At 65.6% G+C, this 25,618-nt stretch carries 24 protein-coding genes; 9 read left to right on the top strand and 15 right to left on the bottom strand.

Annotated elements, in window-relative coordinates:
- Nucleotides 1-109 precede the first annotated feature (109 nt).
- The 4 genes from U5768_RS10220 to U5768_RS10205 form a co-directional block, all read right to left on the bottom strand.
- Complete coding sequence (locus tag U5768_RS10220) at nucleotides 110-556, bottom strand: GatB/YqeY domain-containing protein (RefSeq protein ID WP_322030263.1); 447 nt, start codon at nucleotides 554-556, stop codon at nucleotides 110-112.
- Nucleotides 557-782: 226 nt separating this feature from the next.
- The gene (gene rpsU, locus U5768_RS10215) at nucleotides 783-995 is read right to left on the bottom strand and encodes a 30S ribosomal protein S21 (protein WP_065059953.1); all 213 of its coding nucleotides are present in this window, start codon (nucleotides 993-995) and stop codon (nucleotides 783-785) included.
- A 156-nt stretch (nucleotides 996-1,151) separates the two neighbouring features.
- Nucleotides 1,152-2,129 carry a universal stress protein gene (locus tag U5768_RS10210; RefSeq protein ID WP_322030262.1) on the bottom strand — a complete coding sequence of 326 codons (978 nt, stop codon included), beginning with the start codon at nucleotides 2,127-2,129 and terminating at the stop codon, nucleotides 1,152-1,154.
- A 111-nt stretch (nucleotides 2,130-2,240) separates the two neighbouring features.
- The gene (locus U5768_RS10205) at nucleotides 2,241-3,461 is read right to left on the bottom strand and encodes an NAD(P)/FAD-dependent oxidoreductase (protein ID WP_322030261.1); all 1,221 of its coding nucleotides are present in this window, start codon (nucleotides 3,459-3,461) and stop codon (nucleotides 2,241-2,243) included.
- 179 nt (nucleotides 3,462-3,640) lie between these two features.
- Here U5768_RS10205 and tsaD point away from each other — a divergent pair, with 179 nt between their 5' ends.
- Entirely contained in the window at nucleotides 3,641-4,669 is a 1,029-nt protein-coding gene (tsaD, locus tag U5768_RS10200) for a tRNA (adenosine(37)-N6)-threonylcarbamoyltransferase complex transferase subunit TsaD (protein WP_322030476.1), read from the top strand.
- A 75-nt stretch (nucleotides 4,670-4,744) separates the two neighbouring features.
- Here tsaD and folE2 read toward each other — a convergent pair whose 3' ends face one another.
- From folE2 to U5768_RS10180, 4 genes are all read right to left on the bottom strand, one after another.
- The gene (gene folE2 / locus U5768_RS10195) at nucleotides 4,745-5,551 is read right to left on the bottom strand and encodes a GTP cyclohydrolase FolE2 (protein WP_322030260.1); all 807 of its coding nucleotides are present in this window, start codon (nucleotides 5,549-5,551) and stop codon (nucleotides 4,745-4,747) included.
- Between the two features lie 162 nt (nucleotides 5,552-5,713).
- Nucleotides 5,714-7,621 carry a 1-deoxy-D-xylulose-5-phosphate synthase gene (dxs, locus tag U5768_RS10190; RefSeq protein WP_322030259.1) on the bottom strand — a complete coding sequence of 636 codons (1,908 nt, stop codon included), beginning with the start codon at nucleotides 7,619-7,621 and terminating at the stop codon, nucleotides 5,714-5,716.
- Between the two features lie 84 nt (nucleotides 7,622-7,705).
- Entirely contained in the window at nucleotides 7,706-8,587 is an 882-nt protein-coding gene (locus U5768_RS10185) for a farnesyl diphosphate synthase (protein ID WP_322030258.1), read from the bottom strand.
- On the bottom strand, nucleotides 8,584-8,898 hold the full coding sequence (locus tag U5768_RS10180) for an exodeoxyribonuclease VII small subunit (RefSeq protein ID WP_322030257.1): 315 nt from the start codon (nucleotides 8,896-8,898) through the stop codon (nucleotides 8,584-8,586). The genes U5768_RS10185 and U5768_RS10180 overlap by 4 nt, the downstream gene beginning before the upstream one ends.
- Before the next feature lie 306 nt (nucleotides 8,899-9,204).
- On the opposite strand from U5768_RS10180, the gene U5768_RS10175 reads away from it, so the two are divergent.
- Nucleotides 9,205-10,311 carry an aromatic ring-hydroxylating dioxygenase subunit alpha gene (locus U5768_RS10175; protein WP_322030256.1) on the top strand — a complete coding sequence of 369 codons (1,107 nt, stop codon included), beginning with the start codon at nucleotides 9,205-9,207 and terminating at the stop codon, nucleotides 10,309-10,311.
- Nucleotides 10,312-10,461: 150 nt separating this feature from the next.
- Entirely contained in the window at nucleotides 10,462-11,331 is an 870-nt protein-coding gene (locus tag U5768_RS10170; protein ID WP_322030255.1) for a sulfurtransferase, read from the top strand.
- A gap of 27 nt (nucleotides 11,332-11,358) precedes the next feature.
- On the opposite strand, the gene U5768_RS10165 is transcribed toward U5768_RS10170, so the two are convergent.
- The 3 genes from U5768_RS10165 to polA form a co-directional block, all read right to left on the bottom strand.
- Nucleotides 11,359-12,231 (bottom strand): dienelactone hydrolase family protein, encoded by an 873-nt coding sequence (locus U5768_RS10165; protein WP_322030254.1) that lies wholly within the window; start codon nucleotides 12,229-12,231, stop codon nucleotides 11,359-11,361.
- A 71-nt stretch (nucleotides 12,232-12,302) separates the two neighbouring features.
- Complete coding sequence (locus U5768_RS10160; RefSeq protein WP_322030253.1) at nucleotides 12,303-13,679, bottom strand: NAD(P)/FAD-dependent oxidoreductase; 1,377 nt, start codon at nucleotides 13,677-13,679, stop codon at nucleotides 12,303-12,305.
- 249 nt (nucleotides 13,680-13,928) lie between these two features.
- On the bottom strand, nucleotides 13,929-16,730 hold the full coding sequence (polA, locus tag U5768_RS10155) for a DNA polymerase I (RefSeq protein WP_322030475.1): 2,802 nt from the start codon (nucleotides 16,728-16,730) through the stop codon (nucleotides 13,929-13,931).
- A 1-nt stretch (nucleotide 16,731) separates the two neighbouring features.
- On the opposite strand from polA, the gene U5768_RS10150 reads away from it, so the two are divergent.
- A complete protein-coding gene (locus U5768_RS10150) occupies nucleotides 16,732-17,499 on the top strand; it encodes a TIGR00730 family Rossman fold protein (protein ID WP_322030252.1) in 768 nt (255 codons plus the stop codon).
- A gap of 89 nt (nucleotides 17,500-17,588) precedes the next feature.
- Here U5768_RS10150 and U5768_RS10145 read toward each other — a convergent pair whose 3' ends face one another.
- The gene (locus U5768_RS10145; protein ID WP_322030251.1) at nucleotides 17,589-18,533 is read right to left on the bottom strand and encodes a transcriptional regulator GcvA; all 945 of its coding nucleotides are present in this window, start codon (nucleotides 18,531-18,533) and stop codon (nucleotides 17,589-17,591) included.
- A gap of 99 nt (nucleotides 18,534-18,632) precedes the next feature.
- Here U5768_RS10145 and U5768_RS10140 point away from each other — a divergent pair, with 99 nt between their 5' ends.
- Together U5768_RS10140 and U5768_RS10135 are read left to right on the top strand one after the other, a co-directional pair.
- Nucleotides 18,633-19,250 carry a chromate transporter gene (locus U5768_RS10140; protein WP_322030250.1) on the top strand — a complete coding sequence of 206 codons (618 nt, stop codon included), beginning with the start codon at nucleotides 18,633-18,635 and terminating at the stop codon, nucleotides 19,248-19,250.
- Nucleotides 19,247-19,774 carry a chromate transporter gene (locus U5768_RS10135; protein ID WP_322030249.1) on the top strand — a complete coding sequence of 176 codons (528 nt, stop codon included), beginning with the start codon at nucleotides 19,247-19,249 and terminating at the stop codon, nucleotides 19,772-19,774. Before U5768_RS10140 ends, U5768_RS10135 begins: the two co-directional genes overlap by 4 nt.
- Before the next feature lie 101 nt (nucleotides 19,775-19,875).
- On the opposite strand, the gene U5768_RS10130 is transcribed toward U5768_RS10135, so the two are convergent.
- The gene (locus U5768_RS10130; RefSeq protein WP_415913883.1) at nucleotides 19,876-21,372 is read right to left on the bottom strand and encodes an AMP nucleosidase; all 1,497 of its coding nucleotides are present in this window, start codon (nucleotides 21,370-21,372) and stop codon (nucleotides 19,876-19,878) included.
- A gap of 222 nt (nucleotides 21,373-21,594) precedes the next feature.
- Between U5768_RS10130 and U5768_RS10125 the strand changes: the two genes are divergently transcribed.
- From U5768_RS10125 to U5768_RS10115, 3 genes are all read left to right on the top strand, one after another.
- Entirely contained in the window at nucleotides 21,595-22,002 is a 408-nt protein-coding gene (locus U5768_RS10125) for a hypothetical protein (RefSeq protein WP_322030247.1), read from the top strand.
- A gap of 173 nt (nucleotides 22,003-22,175) precedes the next feature.
- Nucleotides 22,176-23,183, top strand: a complete 1,008-nt coding sequence (locus U5768_RS10120) for a homoserine kinase (protein WP_322030246.1) — start codon at nucleotides 22,176-22,178, stop codon at nucleotides 23,181-23,183.
- Entirely contained in the window at nucleotides 23,174-23,977 is an 804-nt protein-coding gene (locus tag U5768_RS10115; protein WP_322030245.1) for a BPSS1780 family membrane protein, read from the top strand. Before U5768_RS10120 ends, U5768_RS10115 begins: the two co-directional genes overlap by 10 nt.
- A 115-nt stretch (nucleotides 23,978-24,092) precedes the next feature.
- On the opposite strand, the gene U5768_RS10110 is transcribed toward U5768_RS10115, so the two are convergent.
- Together U5768_RS10110 and U5768_RS10105 are read right to left on the bottom strand one after the other, a co-directional pair.
- The gene (locus tag U5768_RS10110; RefSeq protein ID WP_322030244.1) at nucleotides 24,093-24,272 is read right to left on the bottom strand and encodes a DUF3563 family protein; all 180 of its coding nucleotides are present in this window, start codon (nucleotides 24,270-24,272) and stop codon (nucleotides 24,093-24,095) included.
- A 101-nt stretch (nucleotides 24,273-24,373) separates the two neighbouring features.
- Nucleotides 24,374-25,555 carry a PHB depolymerase family esterase gene (locus U5768_RS10105; RefSeq protein ID WP_322030243.1) on the bottom strand — a complete coding sequence of 394 codons (1,182 nt, stop codon included), beginning with the start codon at nucleotides 25,553-25,555 and terminating at the stop codon, nucleotides 24,374-24,376.
- Nucleotides 25,556-25,618: the final 63 nt, after the last annotated feature.

The following is a 25,618-nucleotide window of genomic DNA, read 5'->3' as shown; positions in this document are numbered from 1 at the left end:
GGGCTCGCGCGGCCTACTCCGTGGCGTACGCGCGTCACATGCGCGCGACGTGCGGGCCTCGCGGCGTCGCCCCTCGGCCGGGCGGGCGCCGCGTGCGAGCCGGATGCGTTTACTTCGAAAGCGCCGCTTTGACGAGGCCCGAGACGGCCGTCATGTCGGCGCGCCCCGCGAGCTTCGGCTTGAGCACGCCCATCACCTTGCCCATGTCCTGCGGACCGGCTGCGCCCACCTGGGCGACGGCGGCCTGCACTTCGGCGGCGATCTCGGCGTCCGAAAGCTGTGCGGGCATGTAGGCGGTCAGGACGGTCAGCTCGGCGGCTTCCTTCTCGACGAGATCGGTGCGGCCCGCAGCTTCGAACTGGCTGATCGAGTCCTTGCGCTGCTTGATCATCTTGTCGATCACAGCCGTGATGCCCGCGTCGTCGAGCGTCACGCGATCGTCGACTTCACGTTGCTTGATAGCGGCGAGCAGCAGACGAATCGTGGCGAGGCGTTCGCTTTCGCGCGCGCGCATCGCGGTTTTCATGTCGTCGTTGATCTGGTCTTTGAGACTCATCACTCACCTGAAATACGTTGGGGTTGCTGGAATGCAAAAACCCGCCTGGAAACGCTTCCAGGCGGGTTGGCGCAAATTCGACATGGTTGCGGCCACACCAGAGGACAGCGGCGGTTCGCGTTGCGCGAAAAAACCAGAGGCCGCGAACCGGCTGCCCAAGTCGCCGCGAAACCGACGCGAGGACCACGCTGGAACCGCGAGGCCACGCACCGCGGCGACGCCGGAATCAGTACATCTTCTTCGGCAACATCTGGCTGCGCAGCCGCTTGAAGTGGCGCTTCACCGCCGCCGCCTTCTTGCGCTTGCGTTCAGCCGTGGGCTTCTCGTAGAACTCGCGCGCGCGAAGTTCGGTCAACAGACCGTTCTTCTCGATCGTGCGCTTGAAGCGGCGCATGGCGACTTCAAAGGGTTCGTTTTCTTTTACGCGGATGGTCGTCATTTTCCAATAACGGATCGGGGGTAAAGAGAGTTGAGTATAGCAGTTCCGGATTTGCGCATCGCCCGCCTGCCTGGCGGGGAAACCCCAATCCCGGCAACGGGTCCGACCGCGCCGGGAGCCTTCACTGGCGGGGCTGCGGGAGTTTCCACGCCGGGATTACACAGCGGCCTCGGCAGCGCCTGGCCCGACCAGCAGCAACGGCACCTGCGTGATCTCGATGGCGCGCTGCGCCACGCTGCCGAGCAGCCATCGCGCGACGCCGCGCCGCCCCTGCGTACCGAGCGCGACGAGGTCGGCTTGCCAATCCTGCGCGTCGCGCAAAACGGTGTGCGCGATGTCGTCGCGCAAGCGCGCCGTGGCCACAAGCGCCGTCTCATAGGTGTGACCCGACGCGTCGAGTTGCTCATGCGCGCCTGCCAGCGCCTTGCGGCCAAGCTCGGCGAGGGCGTCTTCGAGCACCGAGCCCGGCACCGGGTCGCCGGCCACACTGCTGCGGTCCACGACATACACGGCGCGCAACGCGGTTTGCGGTTCGGCCAGCCGCACCGCCGCGCCGATCGCGTGGGCCGAGGCCGGGCTGCCGTCCGCCGCCGCCAGGATGCGAGCGAGCGGCGCGTCACCGCGCGTTTCGTCGTATTCCACGGGCACTACCAGCAGCGGACAAGGCGCGCAAACCGCGAGCGCGCCCGAAACCGAACCGTCGACCCAGCGCTTCATGCGCCCCTGGTGCCGCGTGCCGACGATCAGCAGGTCGGCCCGCCACTCCCGCGCCGCATCGGCCAGTGCCGGCACGACCGCGCCGGCCTCCGCGGAAAGGCCGACCACCTGCCCTTCGACCTGGGCGGCTTGTCCGTTGAACGCCGTCATCGCCTGCTCGAGCGTTCTCCTGGCGGCATCCAGATACTCGCCGCGCGCCGCGTTGAGCGCGTCCGTCATCCACGCGTCGCCCGCGGTGTATGCGCCGCCCGCATTCCAGGCGCGCGGCTGCTCGACCGCGCACGCGATGCGCACGTGGGCGTCGCGCGGCACCACGCGCGACGCAAAACGCAGGGCCTGCGTCGATGCCTTCGAATCGTCCACCGCAATCATGACCCGCCGCAGCGGCCCCGTGGGCAGCTTTTCCTCTTGATTCACGTTTCGTACCTTTTCCTCGTGGTCAGGCATTCAAGCGTGAACCTCGGGCGCCGGGCCAACAATGACTGGCGTCAACCGGGAGAGATTCGGCGGTTCATATCGATCAGGAAATCAGCCCGCGCTCGCCGCATAGTGAGCGGCGGCCTCGCCGGCCGCGACGCCCGAGGCCCAGGCCCACTGGAAGTTGTAGCCGCCCAGCCAGCCCGTCACGTCCACGGCTTCGCCCACGAAATACAGACCCGGCACGCGCTGGCTCATCAGCGTCGCCGAGGAAAGCTCGCGCGTGTCCACGCCGCCGCGCGTGACTTCGGCTTTCTTGTAGCCTTCGGTGCCCGTGGGCGTGAGCGTCCATTGCGCGAGCCCTTCGCCGATCTTGCGCAGCGTTTTGTCGGGCAGATCGGCGATGCGCGCGTCGGCCTTCACCTCATGCGCCTCCAGCCACACGTGCGCCAGGCGCGCCGGCACCCATTCGGCGAGCAGATTGCCGATCTGCCGTTTCGTCGCGCCCTTGGCTTCGATCAGCGCCGCGGCCGGATCGTGTTCGGGCAGCAGGTTCACGCGGATCGGCTGCCCCGGCTGCCAGAAGCTCGAAATCTGCAGGACGCCGGGGCCGGAAAGGCCGCGATGCGTGAAAAGCAGGTCTTCGTCGAAGGCGCCGCCGCTCTTGCGCTCGCCCGTCGCCACGTGCACGTCGAGCGACACGCCCGCGAGCGGCACATACGGCGCCCACTCGTCCTGCGCGAACGTGAGCGGGACGAGCGCCGGGCGCGTGTCGATGAGCTTGTGGCCGAACTGCTTCGCCACGCGATACGCGAAGTCGGTGGCGCCGATCTTCGGGATCGACAGGCCGCCCGTCGCGATCACGAGCGCTTTCGCGCGAATCTCGCCCTGCGGCGTGCCGAGCGTGAAGCCCGCGCCATCGGCATGGCTCACCGCTTCCACGGGCAGCGGGCGGCGCCACGCCACCTGGCCCGCGTCGCATTCGGCGCGCAGGACGTCGATGATCGCTTCGCTCGATTGATCGCAGAAAAGCTGGCCCTTGTGCTTTTCGTGCCAGGTCACGCGATGCTGGCGCAGCAGCGCGAGAAAATCGCGCGGCGTGTAGCGCGCGAGCGCCGAGCGGCAGAAATGCGGGTTGTTCGAGAGATAGTTGGCCGGGCTCGCGTGCAGGTTCGTGAAGTTGCAGCGTCCGCCGCCCGAGATGCGGATTTTTTCCGCGAGGCGCGGCGCGTGGTCGATGAGCGCCACGCGGCGGCCCTGCTGGCCCGCCACCGCCGCGCACATCATGCCGGCCGCCCCTGCGCCGATCACGGCGATGTCGAAAGATTCCATGGCGCGCATTCTACCTGCGCGGCGGCGGGGCTTGTCCGCGGGAGGCTGCGCCCTTCGCCTTCAGCCGGCCTCGACGCGCGCTGCTATACTTTTATGTTCCCTTGATTCTTGATTTAGCGACGGTTTTTGGCCGCTTCCTGCTCGACAGGCACGACAAAAAGCTCGCCGCGCTCCACACCATGCTCGTTCTCGGCATCGAAAGTTCCTGCGACGAAACCGGCCTCGCGCTCTACGACAGCGAGCGCGGCCTGCTCGCGCACGCGCTGCACTCGCAGATCGCCATGCACCGCGAGTACGGTGGCGTCGTGCCCGAACTGGCCTCGCGCGACCATATCCGCCGCGCGCTGCCGTTGCTCGAGGAAGTGCTCGCGAAGAGCGGCGCGGCGAAAAGCGACATCGACGCCATCGCGTTCACGCAAGGCCCCGGTCTCGCGGGCGCGCTGCTCGTGGGCGCGAGCATCGCCAACGCGCTCGCCATGGCCTGGAATCGGCCGACCGTAGGGATTCACCACCTCGAAGGGCACCTGCTGTCGCCGCTGCTCGTCGACGCGCCGCCGCCGTTTCCGTTCGTCGCGCTGCTGGTGTCGGGCGGCCACACGCAACTGATGCGCGTAACCGACGTGGGCGTGTACGAAACCCTGGGCGAAACACTTGACGACGCCGCGGGCGAAGCCTTCGACAAAACGGCCAAGCTGCTTGGCCTTGGCTACCCGGGCGGCCCGGAAGTCTCGCGTCTCGCGGAGTTCGGCACGCCAGGCGCGGTGGAACTGCCGCGCCCGATGCTGCATTCGGGCGATCTCGACTTCAGCTTCAGCGGCCTGAAAACGGCCGTGCTCACGCAAGTGAAGAAGCTCGGCACGAACATCTGCGAGCAGGGCAAAGCCGATATCGCGCGCGGTTTCGTCGATGCCGCCGTCGAGGTGCTGGCCGCGAAGTCGCTCGCGGCGCTCAAGCGCACGAAGATGAAGCGCCTCGTGGTGGCGGGCGGCGTGGGCGCGAACAAGCAGTTGCGCGAGACGCTTTCGGCGGCGGCGCAAAAACGCGGCTTCGAGGTGCATTATCCCGACCTCTCGCTGTGCACCGACAACGGCGCGATGATCGCGCTCGCGGGCGCGCTGCGTCTCCAACGCTGGCCCGAGCAAGCCACGCGCGATTACGCGTTCACGGTGAAGCCGCGCTGGGACCTGACGTCGCTCGCGCAGCAATAAGACGCCGCCGTCGCAAAAGCAAAATAGCCGCCCACGGGCGGCTATTTTGTTGACGGCGCAACGAGGCGCGCAGGTTCAACCCACGCGCTTGTCGTGCTCGATCACGGCGTAAGCGCTGTGATTGTGGATCGACTCGAAATTCTCGGCTTCGAGCGTATAGGCGATCACGCGCGCGTCGGCGTTCAGGCGCACGGCCACGTCGCGCACGAGGTCTTCGACGAACTTCGGGTTCTCGTACGCGCGCTCGGTCACGAACTTCTCGTCCGGGCGCTTGAGCAGGCCCCACAGTTCGCACGACGCTTCTTCTTCGGCAATGCGAATGAGGTGTTCAACCGGCAGATCGCCTTCGAACTCGACGTTCATCGTCACGTGCGAACGCTGGTTGTGCGCGCCGTATTGCGAAATCTTCTTCGAGCACGGGCACAGGCTCGTCACCGGCACGAGCACCTCGAGGAAGAGGCGCGTTTGACCGTTGCGCGCGTCGCCCGTGAGCGTCACTTCGTAGTCCAGCAGACTTTCCACGCCCGACACCGGCGCCACTTTCTTCACGAAATACGGAAACGTGACTTCGATACGGCCCGCCTGCGATTCGAGCTTCGCGAGCATCGCGGCCAGCATCGCGCGGAATGTGGCGGGTTCGAGCGGCGCCTTGTTCTCTTCGAGCAGCGCGACGAAGCGCGACATGTGCGTGCCCTTCTGGTCGGCCGGCAGATGAACGTCGAGGTTCCACGTGCCGACGCTCGGCTGGACGTCGCCCGCGCCCGTCTTCACCGTGAGCGGATGGCGCACGGCCTTCACGCCTACGCGCTGGATCGCGATCTGGCGGGTATCGACGGAGCTTTGGACGTCCGGCATCACGAAGGCCGGGTTCATCTGATTCATGTTCTTATCCTCAAGCCGCGCCGAGTGCGGCGCGCAAATGGCAAACGCCGGCATGAGCCGGCGTTTGCTGGCGGAAAGCCGGGTACGGAACCCGCCCGCCAGTTCAAATGTGAATTGGGCGGCCGCGAGGCGCCACTCAAACCATGGCGGCCTCAATCGACCTTACGCGACGCGCATCACCGACTTGCCGGACACATTCGCCGCCTTGTCGAGAAAGCGTTCGCGAATGGACTTCGCGATGCCCGCTGCGTCGAGCCCGCAGCTCGCCAGCAGCTTCGCCGGGTCGCCGTGGTCGATGAAACGGTCGGGAAGGCCCAATTGTAGTACGGGCTTGATAACCCCACTTTCAAGGAGGGCTTCCACGCAGGCCGAGCCGGCGCCGCCCATGATGCAGCCTTCCTCGACCGTCACGAGGTAGTCGTGCGTTTGCGCGAGCTGCTTCACGAGGTCCGCGTCGAGCGGTTTCACGAAGCGCATGTTCGCCACCGTGGCGTCCAGCTCTTGCGCCGCGGCGAGCGACGGGGCGACCATCGTGCCGAACGCGAGAATCGCGATGCGGCTGCCTGCCGGCGCGTTGCTCTCGCGGCGGACTTCGCCCTTGCCAACCGGCAGCGCGGCCATCTGCTTGACGGTCGCGACACCCGTGCCCGCACCGCGCGGATAGCGCACGGCCGTCGGGCAGTTCTGCTGGAGCGCCGTGTAGAGCATCTGACGGCATTCGTTTTCGTCGGACGCCGCCATCACCATCATGTTCGGGATGCAGCGCATGAACGCGAGGTCGTACGCGCCCGCGTGCGTCGCGCCGTCGGCGCCGACGAGGCCCGCGCGGTCGATCGCGAACACGACCGGCAGGTTCTGCAGCGCCACGTCGTGGATCAACTGGTCGTAGGCGCGCTGCAGGAAGGTCGAGTAGATCGCGACCACGGGCTTCATGCCCTCGGCCGCGAGACCGCCCGCGAACGTCACGGCGTGCTGCTCGGCGATGCCCACGTCGTAGTAGCGGTCCGGGAAGCGCTTTTCGAACTCGACCATGCCCGAGCCCTCGCGCATGGCCGGCGTAATGCCGATCACGCGCTGGTCAAGCTCGGCGGCGTCGCACAGCCATTCGCCGAACACCTGCGTGTAGGTCTTCTTGGCGGGCGTTGTCGACGGCTTGATGCCTTCGGCCGGATTGAACTTGCCGGGACCGTGGTAGAGAACCGGGTCGGCTTCGGCGAGCTTGTAGCCCTGGCCTTTCTTCGTCACGACGTGCAGGAATTGCGGGCCGCGCAGTTCCTTGATGTTCTGAAGAGTGGGGATGAGCGAGTCGAGATCGTGACCGTCGATCGGGCCGATGTAGTTGAAGCCGAATTCCTCGAACAGCGTGGCCGGCACGATCATGCCCTTCGCGTGCTCTTCGAGCTTGCGCGCGAGGTCGAGCACCGGCGGCGCATGGCGCAGCACGCGCTCCACGCCCGCGCGTGCGGCAGCGTAGAAGCGGCCCGACATGAGGCGCGCGAGATGGCGATTGAGCGCGCCGACCGGCGGCGAAATCGACATGTCGTTGTCGTTGAGGATCACGAGCAGCGGCACGTCGTCTTCCACGCCGCCGTTGTTCAGCGCCTCGAACGCCATGCCGGCCGTCATCGCGCCGTCGCCGATCACGGCGATGCCCATGGCGTTGTCGCCCTTGAGCTTGCTCGCCACAGCCATGCCGAGCGCCGCCGAAATCGACGTGCTCGAATGCGCGGTGCCGAAGGTGTCGTACGGCGACTCGTCGCGTTTCGGGAAGCCCGAAATGCCGCCGAGCTGGCGCAGCGTCGACATCAGGTCGCGGCGGCCTGTCAGGATCTTGTGCGGATAGGTCTGGTGGCCCACGTCCCAGACGATGCGGTCGCGCGGCGTGTCGAACACGTAGTGCAGCGCGATCGTCAGTTCGACCGTACCGAGGTTGGACGACAAATGGCCGCCCGTTTGCGAGACGCTTTCGAGAACGAAGGCACGCAGTTCGTCGGCAAGCGGTTGCAACTGGCGGCGATCGAGGCGGCGCAGATCCGCCGGGTCGTCAATGGTTTTCAGCAAGTCGTACATCGTCGTTCCATTGTAGGAAAACTGGCGCTCCCGCACTTTTTCTGCGCACTACTTCCCTTTCATGCGCGTGGGCGGGTTGCGCGGTCAGCTCACCCGGTTCACCACCAGGTCAGCGAGTTCGGCGAGGCGCTGGGCGCGCGCGCCGAACGGTTCGAGCGCCGCGTGCGCGTCGGCGCGCAACTGCTGCGCGAGTGCACGCGAGGCATCAAGACCGATAATCGACACGTAGGTCGGCTTGCCGTCCTTCGCGTCCTTGCCCGCGGTCTTGCCGAGCGTTGCGGAGTCGGCGGTGACGTCGAGAATGTCGTCCACCACCTGGAAAGCGAGGCCCACGGCCGCTGCGTACTTGTCCAGCGCGGCGAGACTTTGCGCCGAAGGCGTTTCGCCCGCCAGCGCGCCCATGCGGACCGCGGCGCGCAGCAACGCGCCGGTCTTCAGACGATGCATGGTTTCGAGCTGCTCGCGGCTGAGCGAGTGGCCCACGCTCGCGAGGTCGATGGCCTGGCCGCCCGCCATGCCGATCGAGCCGCTGGCCAGCGCGAGTTCGCGCACGAGCGAGGCCTGGCGCGGCGCGGCGAGCACGTCCGACGTCAGCGTGACGAAGGCTTGCGACTGCAGCGCATCGCCCACCAGCAGTGCCGTCGGTTCGTCATATTTGACGTGTACGGTGGGCTTGCCGCGACGCATGTCGTCGTCGTCCATGCACGGCATGTCGTCGTGCACGAGCGAGTAGACGTGGATCATTTCGAGCGCGCAGGCCGCCGCGTCGAGCGCTTCGGGCGTGGCGTTCGTGAGTTCGCCCGCCGCGTGGCACAGGAGCGGACGCACCCGCTTGCCGCCGCCCATGACGGCATAGCGCATGGCGTCATGCAGCGGCGCCGGCAGCACGTCGGCAGCCGGCAAATAGTGATCGAGCGCGCTTTCGACCCGGTCGAGTACCTGCCGGGTCCATTGGTCAAATGTCATAGATCGTCGTCTCCGCCCGCTGCGGAGTCTGTCGTATTGAGGGGCACGGGCCGCAACGTCTCGCCGTCGAGCACGCGCACCTGTTGTTCAACCTTTTCGAGCTGCTGCTGGCAAAAGCGCACGAGCGCCGCGCCCCGGCGGTATGCCGCAAGCGATTCTTCCAGGCTCAGACTGCCGCCTTCCATGCGTGCAACGAGCCCGTCCAGCTCCGCAAGCGCCGCCTCGTAGCTCTCGGGCAGGGCTTCGCCCTCGGCCAGCCCGGCTGCGCTTTCGTCCGCGCCAGCGCGGTCTTTCGTTGCGGATTTCGCCATGAGTCGTCGCCAGAATGAAACAAGGCGGACATTCTACGGCAAAAGGTCCCTTTCGACCCGCTCTCCGGCTTGCAACCCTCCCGGCTACCGGCCCGGGGCCAGGACGAAACGGTTCCAGAAGGAACGATTACCGGAGCATTTGTCTCACATTTCGTGATTTCCTGCCGTCTTTCCGGTGTAATTTTGGCAAAAATCAGTCACTTAGCTACCCCATGACAGGGTAACCGGGTATAATCGCCGGCTCCCTAAATCGAATCTTCGATGGTTGGGTTGTTCACTGCTTTCACGTCTTCATCGGGAGTGGGAATGTCCAATCTGAGCAATGCATTGCAGCTGAAGTCTATCCACAGCCAGCTGCCAGTCACCGCTTATTTTGACGAAGCGCTACTCAAGCGCGAAATCGACACGCTTTTCCAGAAGGGTCCTCGCTACGTCGGGCACGAACTCATGGTGCCCGAGGCGGGAAACTATTTTGCGCTGCCCGGCGAAAAAGAAGGCCGGGTACTCGTTCGCAACAAGAGCAACGAAATCGAACTGCTCTCGAACGTATGCCGGCACCGCCAGGCCATCATGCTAAACGGTCGCGGCACGGCAGACAACATTGTATGTCCGCTGCATCGCTGGACCTATGACCTCAAGGGCGAACTGCTCGGCGCACCGCACTTCGCGGACAAGCCCTGCCTGAATCTGAACAGCTCGCCGCTGCAGAAGTGGAACGGGCTGCTGTTCGAATCCGCGGGCCGCGACGTCGCGCGCGACCTTGCACGTCTCGGGCCGGCGAAACACCTCGACTTTGCGGACTACATGTTCGATCACGTCGAGATTCACGAGTGCAACTACAACTGGAAGACCTTTATCGAGGTCTATCTGGAGGACTATCACGTCGTGCCGTTCCATCCGGGACTCGGCAACTTCGTGTCGTGCGACGACCTCCAGTGGGAATTCGGCGAGTGGTATAGCGTGCAGACGGTCGGCGTGCACAATCACCTCGGCAAGCCGGGCAGTCCCACCTACCGCAAGTGGCACGACGAAGTCCTGCGTTTTCGCAATGGCGTGCCGCCGGAATTCGGCGCGATCTGGATGGTGTACTACCCGAATCTCATGATCGAGTGGTATCCGCATGTGCTCGTCGTTTCGTGGCTCATCCCGCAGGGCACGCAGAAGACGACGAACGTCGTCGAGTTCTACTACCCCGAGGAAATTACGCTCTTCGAGCGCGAGTTCGTCGAGGCCGAACGCGCCGCCTATATGGAAACGGCCGTCGAAGACGACGAAATCGCCGAGCGCATGGACGCCGGCCGCCGCGCGCTTTTCGAGCGCGGCGTTTCGGAAGTCGGCCCGTACCAGAGCCCGATGGAAGACGGCATGCAGCACTTCCACGAGTTCCTGCGCCGCGAGCTGGGGCCGATCTGACGCACGGCGGGCGCGAGCTTCGGGACGCTGGAACGCGTGCTGGAACGCATCACGGAAAGACGGGCTTCGGCCCGTCTTTTTGTTTAGACTGACGGAATCGGGCCGTTGTAGAGATAGCGATGGCGGCCTTGCACGATTCAAGGAGCCGTCATGCCCCACACGCACTACACCACGCTGATCTCGGCCGCCAATCTGCACGAACGCCTGACCGCCGCGCCGGGCAGCGTGCTGGTTTTCGACTGCCGCTTCGATCTCGCCAATCCCGCTGCGGGTGAGAACGCTTATGCGCTCGGCCATCTGCCCGGCGCGCAATATCTGCATCTGGACCGCGACCTGTCGGGCCCGAAGACGGGCAAGAACGGCCGCCATCCGCTGCCCGACCGCTCGGCGCTCGTCGCCACGCTCTCGCTGCGCGGGCTCAACGAAGGCCAGCAGGTGGTCGCGTACGACGCACAAGGCGGCGCCTACGCCGCGCGCCTGTGGTGGCTCCTGCGCTGGCTCGGCCACGACTCGGTGGCGGTGCTCGACGGCGGCCTCAAGGCATGGGAGGCCGCGGGCTTCCCGCTCGTGCGCGACGTGCCCACGCCCGCGCGCGGCACCTTCAAGGCCGGCGCGCCGCTCCAGGTGACGGTGGACGCGCAGGCCATCGTGCGCAATCTCGCCACGCGCGAACTCACGGTGGTCGACGCGCGCGCCGCCGACCGCTATCGCGGCGAGAACGAGACGATCGACCCCGTGGGCGGCCATATTCCGGGCGCGCGCAACCGGTTCTATCAGGACAATCTCACGCCGGACGGCCGCTTCAAGTCGGCGCACGCGCTGCGCGAGGATTTCACGGCGGTGCTCTCGGGCATTACGCCCGAACACGTGGTCCTGCAATGCGGCTCGGGCGTGACCGCCTGCCACAACGCGCTAGCGATGGAGATTGCCGGGCTGCATGGCGCGGCGCTCTACCCCGGTTCATGGAGCGAATGGAGCGCCGACCCGTCGCACCCCATCGCCACGGGTCCCAATCCCTGAGCGCGCCACCGGGAGCGAGGCACGGCGTCACGTCACGCCATGCTCCTTGAACCAGGCAATGGCGCGGTTCCAGCCGTCCTGCGCATCGGCCTTGCGATAGGTCGGGCGGTAGTCCGCGAAGAACGCGTGGCCCGCATCGTTGTACACGACGATCTGCGAGCTGCGCCCACCCTGCGGCGCTTGCGCGATGGCGGCCTTCATCTGTTCGAGCGTGTCCTGCGGAATGCTCTGGTCCTGCAGACCGTACATGGCGAGCACCGGCACCTGCAAGGTGCTCGCGAGATCGAGCGGATTGCTCGGCGCGTTCGCCGTGTGCGGGCCGGTCACTCGCCCATACCACACCACTGCCGCCTCGATGCGCGGGTTGTGCTCCGCATAGAGCCACGCATAGCGGCCGCCCCAGCAAAAGCCGTTCACGCCCACACGCTTCGTGTCGCCGCCATGCTCGGCCGCCCAGGCAATGGCGGCGTCGATGTCGCCCATCACCTGGGCGTCGGGCACCTTGCTCGAGATGTTCTGTTCGATCTGCTGAACCGTCGGATATACCGAGGCGTCGCCCTGGCGCACGAAAAAATCAGGCGCAATGGCGAGATAACCGAGCTTCGCAAAGCGGCGGCACACGTCGGCGATATGCTCGTGCACGCCGAAAATCTCGTGAATCACGATGACGACCGGCAGGTGCGTCTTGCCGCGCGGTTGCGCGCGATACGCGGGAATGAGCGTTCCGCCCGACTGGAAACCGATCTCACCGGCTTCGAGACCTTCGCTGTCAGTGTGGATGGTTTGCGCGGAGACCGGCAGCACGGCAACGGCGAATCCGCTGCCGAGCGCCGCCTTGATGAAGGTGCGCCGGTCGAACGGCACGTGCGGGACGAGGCTATCCACTTCAGGCTTAAGCATGCAACGCTCCTCGGACGTCAAACAGCGGAAACAACGAACATGGCGCGGCGTCCCGTGAACGCAAGCGCCGCTCAGTGCAATTTCACGCGCGGCAGCGTCGTGCGGCGCAGCCAGTGCGCGAAGGTGTCGAGCACCATGCGCGCGTAGCCGTGCAGTGCGGCGATATGCAGCCGGTACAGCGACATGTACATGAAACGGGCAAACAGCCCTTCGATCAACATATTCCCGCCGATCAGCCCGCCCATCAGATTGCCGACCGCGCTGAAGTGCCCGAGCGACACCAGCGAGCCGAAATCTCGATAGGTGAACTCCTCCAGCGGCTTGCCGGCGAGCAGGTTGCCAAGCGACTTGAACAGGAAGGTGGCCTGCTGATGCGCGGCCTGAGCGCGCGGCGGCACCCCGCGCTCGTGGCCCGGCCACTCGCAGGCGGCGCAGTCGCCGAGCGCGAAGATGTTGTCGTCGAGTTCCGTTTGCAGCGTGCGGCGCACGATTAGCTGGCCGAGCTTGTTGACGGTGAGACCGTCGAGCCGCGAGAGCACGGCGGGCGCGGTGATGCCCGCGGCCCACACGGTGAGGTCCGCTCGCAGGTTCTTGCCGCTCGCGGTGCGCACGACGCCCGGCGCCACTTCGATCACGCGTTCGCTCGTCAGCAGCTTCACGCCGAGCTTGTGCAGCAATTCACCTGTGGCCGAAGAAACGCGCTCGGGCAACGCGGGCAGGATGCGCGGGCCCGCCTCGATCAGCACGATGCCCACGTCGTTGCGCGGATCGAGTTTGTGCAGCCCATAGGCCGAAAGCACCTGCGCCGTGTTGCGCAGTTCGGCGGAAAGCTCGACGCCCGTCGCCCCCGCGCCGATGATCGCCACCTGCACGCGCGGCTCCGCACCGCCATTCACGGCCGGCGAGAGATCGTCCACCGTGACGTCCGACGTGACGCGCTCGGGCGCGAGATGTTCCGCGCGCATGCACGCGGCGATCAGGCGCTTGCGAAAGCGCTCGGCCTGCTCGACGGTGTCGAGCGCGATGGAATTCCCGGCTGCCCCCGGCACGCCGAAAAAGTGCGTAGTACTGCCGATGGCGAGCACGAGCGTGTCGTATTCGAGCACGCGCTCGGGCAGCATTTCCGCGCCGTCTTCGTCGAGCACGCGCCCGAGCGTGATGCGCTTCGCGGCTCGGTCGAGGCCCGTCAACTCGCCCTGCTGGAACTCGAAGCCGTGCCAGCGCGCCTGCGCGGGATATTCGAGCTGATGCGTGAACGGATCCATGCTGCCCGCCGCGACTTCGTGCAGCAGCGGCTTCCAGATATGCGTCGGATTGCGGTCGACCAGCGTGACCGACGCTGCCTGCGGCCTGCCCCGCTTCGCGCGCACTTCGCCGTAACGATCGCCGAGCCGTGTTGCCAGTTCCAGGCCGCCTGCGCCTCCTCCCACAACGATAAAGCGATGCATAGACTCTCCGTGCATGTCGAAAGGCGATAGAAAGGCCGATGCATCGGCAACATCCTGCGCGAGGCACCGGCCTTCGATCAGGTCATTGTCGGTTGACGGAGCGCGCGGCGGCAACCCTCGCGGCGCATTCGCGACATTACGCACGCAAGGCTTGCCTTATCGCGCGCGTGCAGTTAAGTCCTGGTCACGGTACGGCGCATTCATTCAGTATGTGCTTAGTAGAACTTCACTAAGCGCTTCAGCGCGTAATCAGTGCGCCTCTTCCCAGTTCTCGCCTACGCCCACTTCGGCCACGAGCGGCACCTTCAACTGCGCCACCGAGCACATCAGTTCGGGCAAGCGCTTGCGCACTTCGGCGAGTTCGTCGCCCGGCACTTCGAGCACGAGTTCATCGTGCACCTGCATGATCATCTTCGTGCCGATCTTGCGCTCTTCGAGCCACTTCTGCACCGCGACCATGGAAAGCTTGATGAGGTCCGCCGCCGTGCCCTGCATCGGCGCGTTGATGGCGGCGCGCTCGGCGGCCTGGCGGCGCGGACCGTTGCCGCCGTTGATCTCGGGCAGCCACAAGCGGCGGCCGAACACGGTCTCGACATAGCCGCGCGATTTCGCGTCCATGCGCGTTTCGTCCATATAGCGCGCAACGCCCGGATAGCGCGCGAAATAGCGGTCGATATACAGCTTCGCCGCGTCGCGCGTAATGCCGAGATTCGATGCGAGTCCGAACGCGCTCATGCCGTAAATCAGCCCGAAATTGATGACCTTCGCGATGCGCCGCTGGTCCGCGCTCACTTCGAGCGGCGTCACGCCGAACACCTCGGCAGCCGTGGCGCGGTGAATGTCGTCGCCGCGCGCGAACGCCGCGAGCAGCGACTCGTCGCCCGAAATGTGCGCCATGATGCGCAGTTCGATCTGCGAATAGTCGGCGGAAACGATCTTGTGCCCAGGCGGCGCGATGAACGCCTCGCGAATGCGACGCCCTTCGCCCGTGCGCACGGGAATGTTCTGCAGATTCGGATCGTTCGACGCAAGGCGCCCCGTGACCGCGACCGCCTGCGCGTAATTCGTGTGCACGCGGCCCGTTTGCGCGTTGACCATGCGCGGCAGCTTGTCGGTGTATGTCGACTTGAGCTTCGCGAGGCCGCGATGTTCGAGCAGGATCTTGGGCAGCGGGTAGTCTTCGGCGAGCTTTTGCAGCACTTCTTCGTCGGTGGAAGGCGCACCGCTTGGCGTCTTCTTCACGACCGGCAATTGCAGCTTCTCGAAGAAGATCTGGCCGATCTGCTTGGGCGAACCCAGATTGAATTCGCCGCCCGCGAGCGCATACGCCTCCTCTTCGAGCGCGATGAGCCGCACGGCGATTTCGGCGCTCTGCCTGTCGAGCCGCCCGGCGTCGATCAGCACGCCGTTGCGCTCCATCTTGCGCAGCACGCGCGACGTGGGCAATTCGATCTGGCGATACACGTAGTCGAGGCCCTTTTCCGGCGCGATTTGCGGATAGAGCGCGCGATGCAGTTGCAGCGTGACGTCGGCGTCTTCGGCAGCGTATTCGGCGGCCTTTTCGAGCGAGACTTCGTCGAAGCCGATCATCTGCGCGCCCTTGCCCGCCACTTCTTCATACTTGATCGTCTTGATGCCGAGATGGCGCAGCGCGAGGCTGTCCATGTCGTGACTGCGATGCGATTCGAGCACATACGATTCGAGCAGCGTGTCGTGCTCCACGCCGTTCAGTTCGATGCCGTAGTTCGCGAGCACCTGCTCGTCGTACTTCAGGTGCTGGCCCGCTTTCTTGTGCTTCGCGCTTTCGAACCACGGCTTCAGGCGCGCGAGCACTTCGTCCTGCGGCAGTTGATCGGGCGCGTCCGGGCCGCGATGCGCGAGCGGCAGGTAAGCGGCCACGCCCGGTTCCGTCGCGAACGATATGCCGACGAGCTTCGCGACCATGGGATCGAGCGCCGTGGTTTCAGTGTCGAACGCGGTGAGTTCCGCGGCTTCGATCCTCTTGAGCCACGTGTCGAACTGCGGCCACGTCTGGATCGTTTCGTAGTGGCGCGGCGCTTCGACGAAAAGCGCGGGCTGCACGTTCGCGTCTTTCTCGGGCGCGTCGCCCTCGGTCGCGGCGGGCACCGTCTCGCTCTGCTGGCTCGCTTCGGTCACTTCGCGCAGCCAGGTCTTGAAGCCGTGGCGCGCGAAGATATCGCGCAGTTCCTCGCGCGCTTCGGGACGCGTGGCAAGCGACGCTTCGATCGACTCGAGATGCGGCTCGAGATCGCAGGACGTTTCCACCGTGACGAGCTTTCGCGCCATCGGCAGGAAGTCGAGCGCGTCGCGCAGATAACCGCCCACGGCGCCCTTGATTTCGTCGGCATGTTCGACGATGCCGTCGAGCGAGCCATATTGCGTGAGCCACTTCACCGCCGTTTTCGGGCCGCACTTGTTCACGCCCGGCACGTTGTCGACGGTGTCGCCGATCAGCGAAAGATAGTCGATGATCCGCTCGGGCGGCACGCCGAACTTCGCGATCACGCCTTCGCGATCGAGCGTTTCGTTCGTCATCGTATTGATGAGCGTGACGTGGTCGGTCACGAGCTGCGCGAGGTCCTTGTCGCCCGTGGAAACGACGACCTTCATGCCGAGCTTTTCGGCCTGGCAGGCGAGCGTGCCGATCACGTCGTCGGCTTCCACGCCTTCGATCATCAGGAGCGGCCAGCCGAGCGCGCGCACGGCCGTGTGAATGGGCTCGATTTGTGCTGCGAGCGGCTCAGGCATGGAAGGCCGGTTGGCCTTGTACTCGGGATACCAGTCGTCGCGGAACGTCTTGCCCTTTGCATCGAACACGCACGCGCTATACTCTGCCGTAACGTCCTTACGCATGCGACGCAGCATGTTGATGATGCCGTATAGCGCGCCTGTGGGTTCGCCGTCGGGACCGCGCAGATCCGGCATCGCATGGAAGGCCCGATAGAGATAGCTAGAACCGTCGACCAGCAACAAGGTCTTACCTTCCAGCTCGTTTTGTAGCTTCGTTTCCACGCGTAGTTCTTCAGGCATTATGGACAAGAGAAAAGTGATTCCGAGTCTGCGTTCACTCGCAGATCAAGAGCGCGCGACGGCCAAGAAGGCGCGCGCATCGTGGCAGATGTTCACGATTATGGCAGAGTTTATCGAGGCGACCGAGTACCTGTCCGAGATCCGGCCAGCGGTCAGCATCTACGGTTCCGCCCGCCTGAAACCGGAGTCGAAGTACTATCAGCTCGCCTCCACCATCGCGCGAAAAGTCTCGGACGCGGGCTTTGCCGTGATCTCCGGCGGCGGCCCCGGCATCATGGAGGCCGCGAACCAGGGCGCCCATGCGGGCAAGTCGCCTTCGGTCGGTCTGAACATCGAGTTGCCGCACGAGCAATCGGGCAACCAGTGGCAGGATATTTCGCTGCGCTTTCGCCATTTCTTCACGCGCAAGGTGACGTTCGTGAAGAACTCGGACGCCGTGATCGTCATGCCCGGCGGCTTCGGCACGCTCGACGAACTGGCCGAAGTGCTCACGCTCATCCAGACGAAAAAGTCGCGTCACGTACCCATCATTCTGGTGGGCGCCGAATTCTGGCAGGGGCTGCTCGACTGGTTCCGCTCGGCGCTCGTGCCCATAGGCCTCATCAATCCCGAAGACATGGACCTGATGCAGGTGATCGACGACCCGGACCAGGTGCTCGAAGCCGTTCTCAAGTTCTACGAAGATGCGGATGCCGCCGAAGAGTCCGGCAAGGAACACGCGGCGCGCCGCGACCGCGACTCCGACGAAGACCGGATGTTCTATCTTTGATGCATGGCTTTTCGCGCGGCGCGCGGATGACCTGCGATTGATGTTTTCGTCGGGCCTCCGCCGCGCTCGCGCCTGAGCGCATCACTTCCTCATGCTTTCTCCGCGCTCGCGGCCACGCCCGGCGCACCATGCGGCGCGCGCGTGCCCGCTTTTTCCGTTTGTTCCGCTTGCTCCTCCAGCCAGCGGCAAAACTGCGAGACGAGCGGCGCTTGCGCCACCTCGCGCCGCGCGACCCACCAGTAGCCGCGCGCATCGAGATGCGGTCCCGCGAGCGGCGTGACGAGACGCCCCGAAGCGAGTTCGTCGTCGAGCAGCGGCAGCGGCCCGAGCGCGACGCCAAGACCATCCACGGCAGCCTGCAAGGCGAGATAGAAGTGGTCGAACGACTGCTTCTTCCGGCATTTCGCTTTCACGCCTGCGGCGGCGAGCCAGGTGCGCCACGCATCGGGCCGCGTGTCCGAATGCAGCAGCACATGGCGCGCCAGATCGCTCGCCTGGTGTATGGGCGCGCGTTTGAGCAGCGCCGGACTGCATACCGGCAGTTCCGTTTCGTCGAGAAAATGGCCTGCCTCGCAGTCGGGCCAGTGAGCCGGTCCGCGTCGCACGGCCACGTCGAAACCTTCAAGCGTTTCGACCGGCGCGTTCGACGTAGACAGACGCAGTTCGACGTTCGGCGCGAGACGCTGGAATTGCGAGAGCCGTGGCAGCAGCCATTTCATCGCGAAGGTCGGCAGCGCGTTCACGCGCAGCACGTGCACCACGCCCGTGTCGCGTAGCTGGCTCGTTGCGCGCGCGATGTCATCGAACGCCGACTGAACAGCGGCGAGGTAGCGCCGCCCGTCCTCGGTCAGCGAGACCCGCTTGCCGTGCCGGTGAAACACCTGCACGCCGACCCATGTTTCAAGCGCGGCCACCTGCCGGCTGATCGCACCGTGAGTCACATTAAGCTCGGCCGCCGCGGCGGAGAAGCTGTTGTGCCGCGCAGCGGCTTCAAATGCGCGCAGCGCGGGAAACGGAGGGAGGGAGCGTGCCATGCTTGTGAGTGTAGATCACAAGAGCGCGCCATAGAAATCGTTTTGCCGCGCGCGCGATTGGGCTTAATCTCGGAGCTTGCCTCAGAGGTCCCTCCATTCATGAAACAACCCATCTCATCGCCCGACGCTGCCGCCGCCTCCACCGCGCACGGCACCGACGACGGCCTCCACACGCCCACGGTGCGCGATCTGTTCTACGGCTTCCTCGGTCTCGGCTTCACATCGTTTGGCGGCGCGCTGCCGTTAGCGCGCCGCACCATCGTCGAGCAGCGCCGCTGGCTCAGCGCCGGCGAATTCACCGACCTGCTCGGCTTGTGCCAGTTTTTGCCGGGCGGCAACGTCATCAACCTGTCGGTTGCGCTCGGCATGCGTTTTCAGGGCTGGCGCGGCGCGCTCGCAGGCATTCTGGGGCTGATTGCGGGGCCGTCGCTCGTCGTGATCGGGCTTGGCGTGCTCTACGAGCGCACGCAAAACGACCCGCACGTGCGGCATCTGTTCGTGGGACTCGCCGCGGCAGCCGCCGGACTGCTCGTCTCGATGGCGCTGAAGATCGTCCTGCCGCTGCGGCGCGATCCCGCCGCCGCTGGCGTCGCCGCGCTCGGCTTCGTGGCCATTGCCGTGCTGCGCACGCCGCTTTTGCCCACCATGCTCGTGCTCACGCCCATCGGCATCGCCCTTGCGGCCCGCGCGGCGCGCAAGGAAGGAGGCGCCCGATGACCTCCACACTCGTTGCGCTCGCCGCGATCTTCAGCCAGCTTTCGCTGCTCGCTTTCGGCGGCGGCAATACGATCCTGCCCGAGATGCAGCGTCAAGTGGTCGAGGTGCACCACTGGATGCCCGCGAGCGAGTTCAGCGCCCTCTTCGCGCTGGCGCAGGCCGCCCCGGGCCCGAACATGATGGTCGTGACGCTGGTGGGCTGGCACGTGGCGGGATGGGCGGGCATGCTGGTGACGTCGATCGCGAAGTTCGGGCCGTCGTCGCTCGTCACGATCGCCGCCCTCCATGCGTGGGATCGTTTCAAGGACCGTCCGTGGCGGCGCATCGCGCAAAAGGGCCTCGTGCCGGTGACGGCGGGACTCGTGGCCGCGAGCGCGGTGCTGATCGCGAAGGCTTCGGACCCTTCGTGGATCGCGTGGGCGATTACCGGCGTGTGCGCCGTGCTCGCGTTTCGCACGAAGATTCATCCGCTGTGGCTGCTGGGCGCGGGGAGTCTGATTGGGTTGCTGGGGTTCGGGCAGTAAGGGGAGAATCGCGGAATAATCAGGAGTGCGATTTTCATCGGCAGTATCGTAAGGCAACGGAATGGCTGACACACCCTGGGTGCCAGCCATCCGGACCAGCCCTACTGAAACGCCACTTCCGCGAAGCTGCGCAATTTCCGGCTATGCAGCTTGTGCAAGCCGTTCGTGCGCAAAATCTCCATCGCCTTTACGCCGATCTGCAAATGCTGATCGACCTGCGCGCGATAGAACGAGTCGGCCATGCCCGGCAGCTTGAGTTCGCCGTGCAGCGGCTTGTCGGACACGCACAGCAACGTGCCGTACGGCACGCGAAAGCGGAACCCGTTCGCGGCGATGGTCGCGCTTTCCATGTCGAGCGCGATCGCGCGGCTTTGCGAGAGGCGCAGCACCGGCTCGCGATGATCGCGCAATTCCCAGTTGCGATTGTCGACGCTCGCCACCGTCCCCGTGCGCATCACGCGTTTGAGTTCCACGCCGTCGAGCTTCGTGACCTCGGCCACCGCGCGCTCCAGCGCAAGCTGCACTTCCGCGAGCGCCGGAATCGGCACCCACAGCGGCAAATCGGCGTCGAGCACGTGATCCTCGCGCACATAGCCGTGCGCGAGCACGTAGTCGCCCAGGCGCTGCGTGTTGCGCAGGCCCGCGCAGTGGCCCAGCATGATCCACGCATGCGGACGCAGCACGGCAATGTGATCGGTGATCGTCTTCGCGTTCGAGGGCCCCACGCCGATGTTGATCATCGTGATGCCGCTGCCGTCCGCGCGCTTGAGGTGGTAGGACGGCATTTGCGGCAGACGCGCCGGCGCCGTGCCTTCGTCGTCCTGCTCGCCCAGGTTCGCGTTGTAGGTGACCACGTCGCCGGGCTCGACGAACGAGGTGTATTCGCTGCGGTAGTTGCGCAGGTCGGCGTCGTCGGTATGCGCCATCATCGCGCGGCCAAGCTTCACGAACTCGTCGATATAGAACTGATAGTTCGTGTAGAGCACGTAGTTCTGCACGTGCGTGGGCGAGGTCGCCGTGTAGTGCTTGAGCCGATGCAGCGAGAAGTCCACGCGCGGCGCCGTGAAGAGCGCGAGCGGATGCGGCTCGCCCGCGTCCGGTTCGTAGGTGCCGTTGACGATGCGGTCGTCGAGCTGCGCGAGATCGGGCGTATCGAACACGTCGCGCATGGCGAAGAGGCGCTCGCGGTCGAGATCGCCCTCGAGGTGGATGCCTTCGGCGAACGCGAAATGCACGGGAATCGGCTGATCCGACACGCCCACTTCGATGCCGACGTGATGGTTCTTCGCCAGCAGGCGCAACTGCTCGCGATAGTAATTGCCGAACAGGTCGGGCCGCGTGACGGTGGTCTCGAACACGCCGGGGCCGGCGACGAACCCATACGAGCGGCGCGAATCGATGTGCGTGTTGACGTTGGTGCGGATGCGCACGAACGGATAGCACGCGCGCACGCGGCGCTCGAACGACTCGCCGCGGCGATAGCGCGCGAAGGCGTCGCGCAGGAAAGAGGTATTCGCTTCGTAGATGCTCGAGAGGCGCGCCACGGCGTCGGCGGCGTCTTCGAAAAACTCGTCCGGGAAGTCGTGCGCCGGCGTCATGAGGGGCCGCAGGTAACTGTCGTTGTTCATCTTCGTTCGCCTCTCCGTTTGATGGATCCACATTACCACGGAAGGTGCGACTTTCCGGCGACGGACCTCGCCGCGCCCAGGGCTTTTGCAGCGCCGCGCACGGGCCGCCCGGCGCGGGCCTCAGCGCCTGCGCGACATGCGGGCGAAGCGCCCGGATTTGCTAGAATTGGAGCATCCCATCGGAGAATGACCATGAAGTCGCACCTTCTTGCCGCCGTCGCGGCGACGCTCGCTTTCAGCGGGGTCGCCATGGCCGCGCCGGCCGACGACGCAAAGACCGCTGTCGAGGCACAATCCGCGCAGTCCGAGAACGAACGCGCGGGCCTGCCCGACCTGGCCGCGATCAACAACAAGCCGGCCGCTCGCGTCACCTCGAAGGTCGACATCAACGACGTACCGCGCCTGCCCAGCTATCACGAAGTGAGCCCGAACGGCACCGAAATCACCGAGTTCCGCGACAAGGGCAAGCCCGTCGAGATCAACGTGCATTCGAACTTCGGCACGCGCTACTCGATGAGCGCGAATCCCGACACCTCGCCGCAAGTGCGCAACAACGGCCAGGCCAGCACGCGCCTGCCGTCGATCAACCTGCATTACTGATCCATCCGGGTGCGCGCACGCCTTTATGGGGCACGCGCGCACCCACGCCGCGAGCGCCGCCCATGAAGCCGGGCCGCCGCCATCGCGCCTGAGCCGGACACGCTCGCACGCCCCTCGGGCAGCACGACGCAGCGTTCGCCGACCCGCCATTACCAATCAACCGACCTTCCTGCATGGCCGTCTTCACCGCTGTCACCGACCAAGAGCTTGCCCAATGGCTGCGCGACTACGATCTCGGCGATGTCGTCGAATTTCGCGGCATCCAGTCCGGCATTGAGAACAGCAACTTCTTCCTGACGACGACGCGCGGCGAATACGTCCTGACGATCTTCGAAAAGCTGACGGCCGGACAACTGCCGTTCTACCTCGACCTGATGCGGCATCTCGCGGCGCATCGCGTGCCGGTTCCCGACCCCGTGCTGCGCCGGGACGGCGCGCTCTTCGGCCTGCTGCACGGCAAACCCGCGGCCATCGTGTCGAAGCTCGAAGGCAAGCCCGAACTTGCGCCCGGCGTGGAGCACTGCGCGGAAGTGGGCCAGATGCTCGCGCGCATGCACCTGGCGGGGCGCGACTATCGCGGCGACCAGCCGAATCTGCGCAGCCTTTCGTGGTGGGAAGAAACGGTGCCGACCGTGCTGCCGTTCCTCGACGACGCCCAGCGCACGCTGCTCACGAGCGAACTGGACCATCAGCGCGCATTCTTCGGCTCGGCCGACTACGCGGCGCTGCCGGGCGGCCCGTGCCATTGCGACCTGTTCCGCGACAACGCGATGTTCGCGCACTCGCACCCGGCGCCGGGTCACGAAGTCCGGCTGGGCGGCTTTTTCGACTTCTATTTCGCCGGCTGCGACAAATGGCTGTTCGACGTGGCCGTAACGGTGAACGACTGGTGCGTCGACCTCGCCACGGGCAAGCTCGATACAGTGCGCGCCGACGCGCTCTTGCGCGCCTACCAGACCGTGCGCCCGTTCACGCCCGAGGAAACGCGCCACTGGATGGACATGCTGCGCGCAGGCGCTTACCGCTTCTGGGTCTCGCGCCTGTATGATTTCCACCTGCCCCGCTCGGCCGAATTGCTCAAGCCGCACGACCCCGGCCACTTCGAGCGCATCCTGCGCGAGCGCCTCGCCGGCAGCGAGGCGGGTTCCCATCACGCCTTGCCCCATCGCCCATGCAACTAATTGAAGTCCCCGCGAAGACGGGTTATGTCTGGTTCCGCCAGGGAATCTGGCTGTTCCGCCGCAATCCGCTCGCGTTCCTCACGCTGTTTTTCGTCTATTTGCTGGCGATGACGCTGATTTCCGCCATTCCGGTGATCGGCGGCGTGCTGCCGCTGCTGTTCGTGCCCGGCGTGGCCGTCGGCTTCATGGCGGCGTGCCGCGACACGATCGCCGGCAAGCCGGTGTTCCCGACCATCCTGATCGAGGGCTTTCGCTCGTACGGCAGCAACGTGGCGAAGCATCTGCTGGTGCTCGGCGCCATTTACGTGGTGGCGATGTTGCTGGTGCTGGCCGCGTCTGCGTTCGTGGACGGCGGCGAGCTGTTGCGCCTGATGACGATTGGCGGCGACCTCGACGCGCAAGCGCTCGCCAACTCCGACGTGCCGCTTGCGGTGCTCGCCTCGCTGCTGTGCTACGTGCCGGTGTCGATGCTGTTCTGGTTCGCGCCCGTGCTCACGGCATGGCACGACGTGCCGCCCGTGAAGGCCATGTTCTTCAGCATCGTGAGCTGCTGGCGCAACAAGGGCGCGTTCATGGTGTACGGCGCGCTGTGGTTCGCGGTCTCGACGGTCGTATCGATTGGCTTGTCAACGCTTCTGCGCGCGCTCGGCGCGGGCGACTTCACGGTGGCGATCCTGATGCCCGCGCTCATCATCGTGACGACGATGCTCTATTGCTCGTTCTACGCGACCTATCGCGGCTGCTACGGCGTGCAGGAAAAACAGGCCGAAGAAATGCCGGACTCGGGCCGCTGAACAGCGCGGCCGGGCTGCGGCAAGCACTTTCACGTACATCGGCGTACAACGCAAAAACGGCGCCTTCGAGCGCCGTTCTCATTTCGCCCCTTTAGAGGGGGCACTCCATTCCTGCTTAGCCGTAGTGGTTCATCCACGACGGGTGGCGCGTGGCCTTCTCACGATCCATCTTGCGCATACGGAATTCGAGATCGTAGATGTCGACGGACTGCGCGAGATACGCTTCTTCGCGCTGCTGGCGGCGAGCTTCGGCGGTTTCGGTAAGGAACAGGAAAAGACGGCTGAGCAGATACATGATTTGGCCCTTCTTGAACGGGCACGTGCCCGCGAATCGAATGAAGCCATTATAGGGTAAACCCTATTCAGGGTAAACACCTAATCTGCTCGCGAAGCCCTTTATCCTGCGTCCTGCGTCAATTCGTCGTCGTAAGCTTCGTCGCTGGCTTCGCGGCGATGCGCCTCGAAAAAGTCCCAGATCAGAGCGCTCGCGTCCGGTCCGGTCGAGGAATGGAACGGTACGGTGTCGTCGCCGCCACTCCAGGCGTGGTCGAGTTTCGCCACGCGGCAAAGTCGAACGACGCTCGCGCCGTCGAGTTCGTAATCCTGCTCGCGGTAGCCGTCCTTCATGGTCTCGCGCGACACGACGCCGTCGCGCACGCCGTGCGAATCCGCAAGACCGTTCAAGCGCAACAGTTGCACCGCGAGCTGTTCCGCGTTGACGGGCGCGACCACCCCATCGGCGTCGCCCTGCACGACGATCGCCGGCATGCCCGGGTGAGTTCGCGCGCCCAGTTGCGTATCGACGAGCGACACCGGATCGCGGTGAACGCCGCGCCGCATGACGTCGAGCGCCGTAACGCCGGAACGCGCCTCGCCAAATGCGGGGCCGGAATGCAGCGCGAGCGCGGCGAAGCGGCTGGGCGAGCGCACCGCAAGCAGCATCGCGAGCCCCGCTCCCGCCGACAGCCCCGCCAGATAGACGCGCGAGCGGTCGAAGCCGTGTTCCTCGACCAGCGAATCGACGAGCGAAACGATGGCCGCGGCCTCGCCGCCGCCCGCCGCATCGCGTGCGTCGTACCAATGCCAGCATTGATGCGGGTGCGCGCGCTCCGACTGCTCGGGATACACCACCGCGAACCCGTGGCGGTCGGCGAGCAGATTCATGCGCGTGCCTTCGGCGAAGGAGTCCATCGACTGCTTGCAGCCATGCAGCATGACGACGAGCGGCAGGCCCGCCGTCTCGTGCCCCGAGGGTAAATAGAGCCCGAACGGCAGCGAGCGGCCAGCATGCAGTGCGTTCGCCGGTACATGATGTTCCGCGCGGCGCCATTCTCCCGCGGCCCAGGCGCTCGCGCGCGGGCCCACGCGCGACTCCCGCGCCGGCCCCGCATGGCGTGCCTGCGCCGGCGCAGCGTGCTTCGCCGCCTGATCGGCTGCGGCCTGGGCGGCGCGCCAGATTGCCTGCGGCCTGGGGGTATCGATCCGCGCGCCTTTCATGGCGTCGTGGGTGGCCTGGGTCTGGATGGCGAGCAGACGTCGCATGCCACCGGCCCATAGCTTCGTCAGATTTTTCGTCATCTACGGCCTCGTAAAAGGGTCCGACACACCGTGGCACCTTGCCGCGATCCGTCGTTGTGCAAC

This window comes from Paraburkholderia sp. J76 (assembly GCF_905220295.1).
Lineage (GTDB): Bacteria > Pseudomonadota > Gammaproteobacteria > Burkholderiales > Burkholderiaceae > Paraburkholderia.
This window is presented reverse-complemented; position numbering and strand designations above follow the sequence as displayed.

Bases quoted from the DNA above. Each gene is read 5' to 3' on its own strand.
- U5768_RS10120 (WP_322030246.1), top strand. From the start codon at position 22,176: ATGGCCGTCTTCACCGCTGTCACCGACCAAGAGCTTGCCCAATGGCTG.
- U5768_RS10165 (WP_322030254.1), bottom strand. From the start codon at position 12,231: ATGCTTAAGCCTGAAGTGGATAGCCTCGTCCCGCACGTGCCGTTCGAC.
- rpsU (WP_065059953.1), bottom strand. From the start codon at position 995: ATGACGACCATCCGCGTAAAAGAAAACGAACCCTTTGAAGTCGCCATG.
- U5768_RS10105 (WP_322030243.1), bottom strand. From the start codon at position 25,555: ATGACGAAAAATCTGACGAAGCTATGGGCCGGTGGCATGCGACGTCTG.
- U5768_RS10115 (WP_322030245.1), top strand. From the start codon at position 23,174: ATGCAACTAATTGAAGTCCCCGCGAAGACGGGTTATGTCTGGTTCCGC.
- U5768_RS10170 (WP_322030255.1), top strand. From the start codon at position 10,462: ATGCCCCACACGCACTACACCACGCTGATCTCGGCCGCCAATCTGCAC.
- U5768_RS10220 (WP_322030263.1), bottom strand. From the start codon at position 556: ATGAGTCTCAAAGACCAGATCAACGACGACATGAAAACCGCGATGCGC.
- U5768_RS10110 (WP_322030244.1), bottom strand. From the start codon at position 24,272: ATGTATCTGCTCAGCCGTCTTTTCCTGTTCCTTACCGAAACCGCCGAA.
- folE2 (WP_322030260.1), bottom strand. From the start codon at position 5,551: ATGAATCAGATGAACCCGGCCTTCGTGATGCCGGACGTCCAAAGCTCC.
- U5768_RS10185 (WP_322030258.1), bottom strand. From the start codon at position 8,587: ATGACATTTGACCAATGGACCCGGCAGGTACTCGACCGGGTCGAAAGC.
- U5768_RS10205 (WP_322030261.1), bottom strand. From the start codon at position 3,461: ATGGAATCTTTCGACATCGCCGTGATCGGCGCAGGGGCGGCCGGCATG.
- U5768_RS10150 (WP_322030252.1), top strand. From the start codon at position 16,732: ATGGACAAGAGAAAAGTGATTCCGAGTCTGCGTTCACTCGCAGATCAA.
- U5768_RS10145 (WP_322030251.1), bottom strand. From the start codon at position 18,533: ATGGCACGCTCCCTCCCTCCGTTTCCCGCGCTGCGCGCATTTGAAGCC.
- U5768_RS10125 (WP_322030247.1), top strand. From the start codon at position 21,595: ATGAAGTCGCACCTTCTTGCCGCCGTCGCGGCGACGCTCGCTTTCAGC.
- U5768_RS10140 (WP_322030250.1), top strand. From the start codon at position 18,633: ATGAAACAACCCATCTCATCGCCCGACGCTGCCGCCGCCTCCACCGCG.
- polA (WP_322030475.1), bottom strand. From the start codon at position 16,730: ATGCCTGAAGAACTACGCGTGGAAACGAAGCTACAAAACGAGCTGGAA.
- U5768_RS10175 (WP_322030256.1), top strand. From the start codon at position 9,205: ATGTCCAATCTGAGCAATGCATTGCAGCTGAAGTCTATCCACAGCCAG.
- U5768_RS10180 (WP_322030257.1), bottom strand. From the start codon at position 8,898: ATGGCGAAATCCGCAACGAAAGACCGCGCTGGCGCGGACGAAAGCGCA.
- tsaD (WP_322030476.1), top strand. From the start codon at position 3,641: ATGCTCGTTCTCGGCATCGAAAGTTCCTGCGACGAAACCGGCCTCGCG.
- U5768_RS10160 (WP_322030253.1), bottom strand. From the start codon at position 13,679: ATGCATCGCTTTATCGTTGTGGGAGGAGGCGCAGGCGGCCTGGAACTG.
- U5768_RS10135 (WP_322030249.1), top strand. From the start codon at position 19,247: ATGACCTCCACACTCGTTGCGCTCGCCGCGATCTTCAGCCAGCTTTCG.
- dxs (WP_322030259.1), bottom strand. From the start codon at position 7,621: ATGTACGACTTGCTGAAAACCATTGACGACCCGGCGGATCTGCGCCGC.
- U5768_RS10130 (WP_415913883.1), bottom strand. From the start codon at position 21,372: ATGACGCCGGCGCACGACTTCCCGGACGAGTTTTTCGAAGACGCCGCC.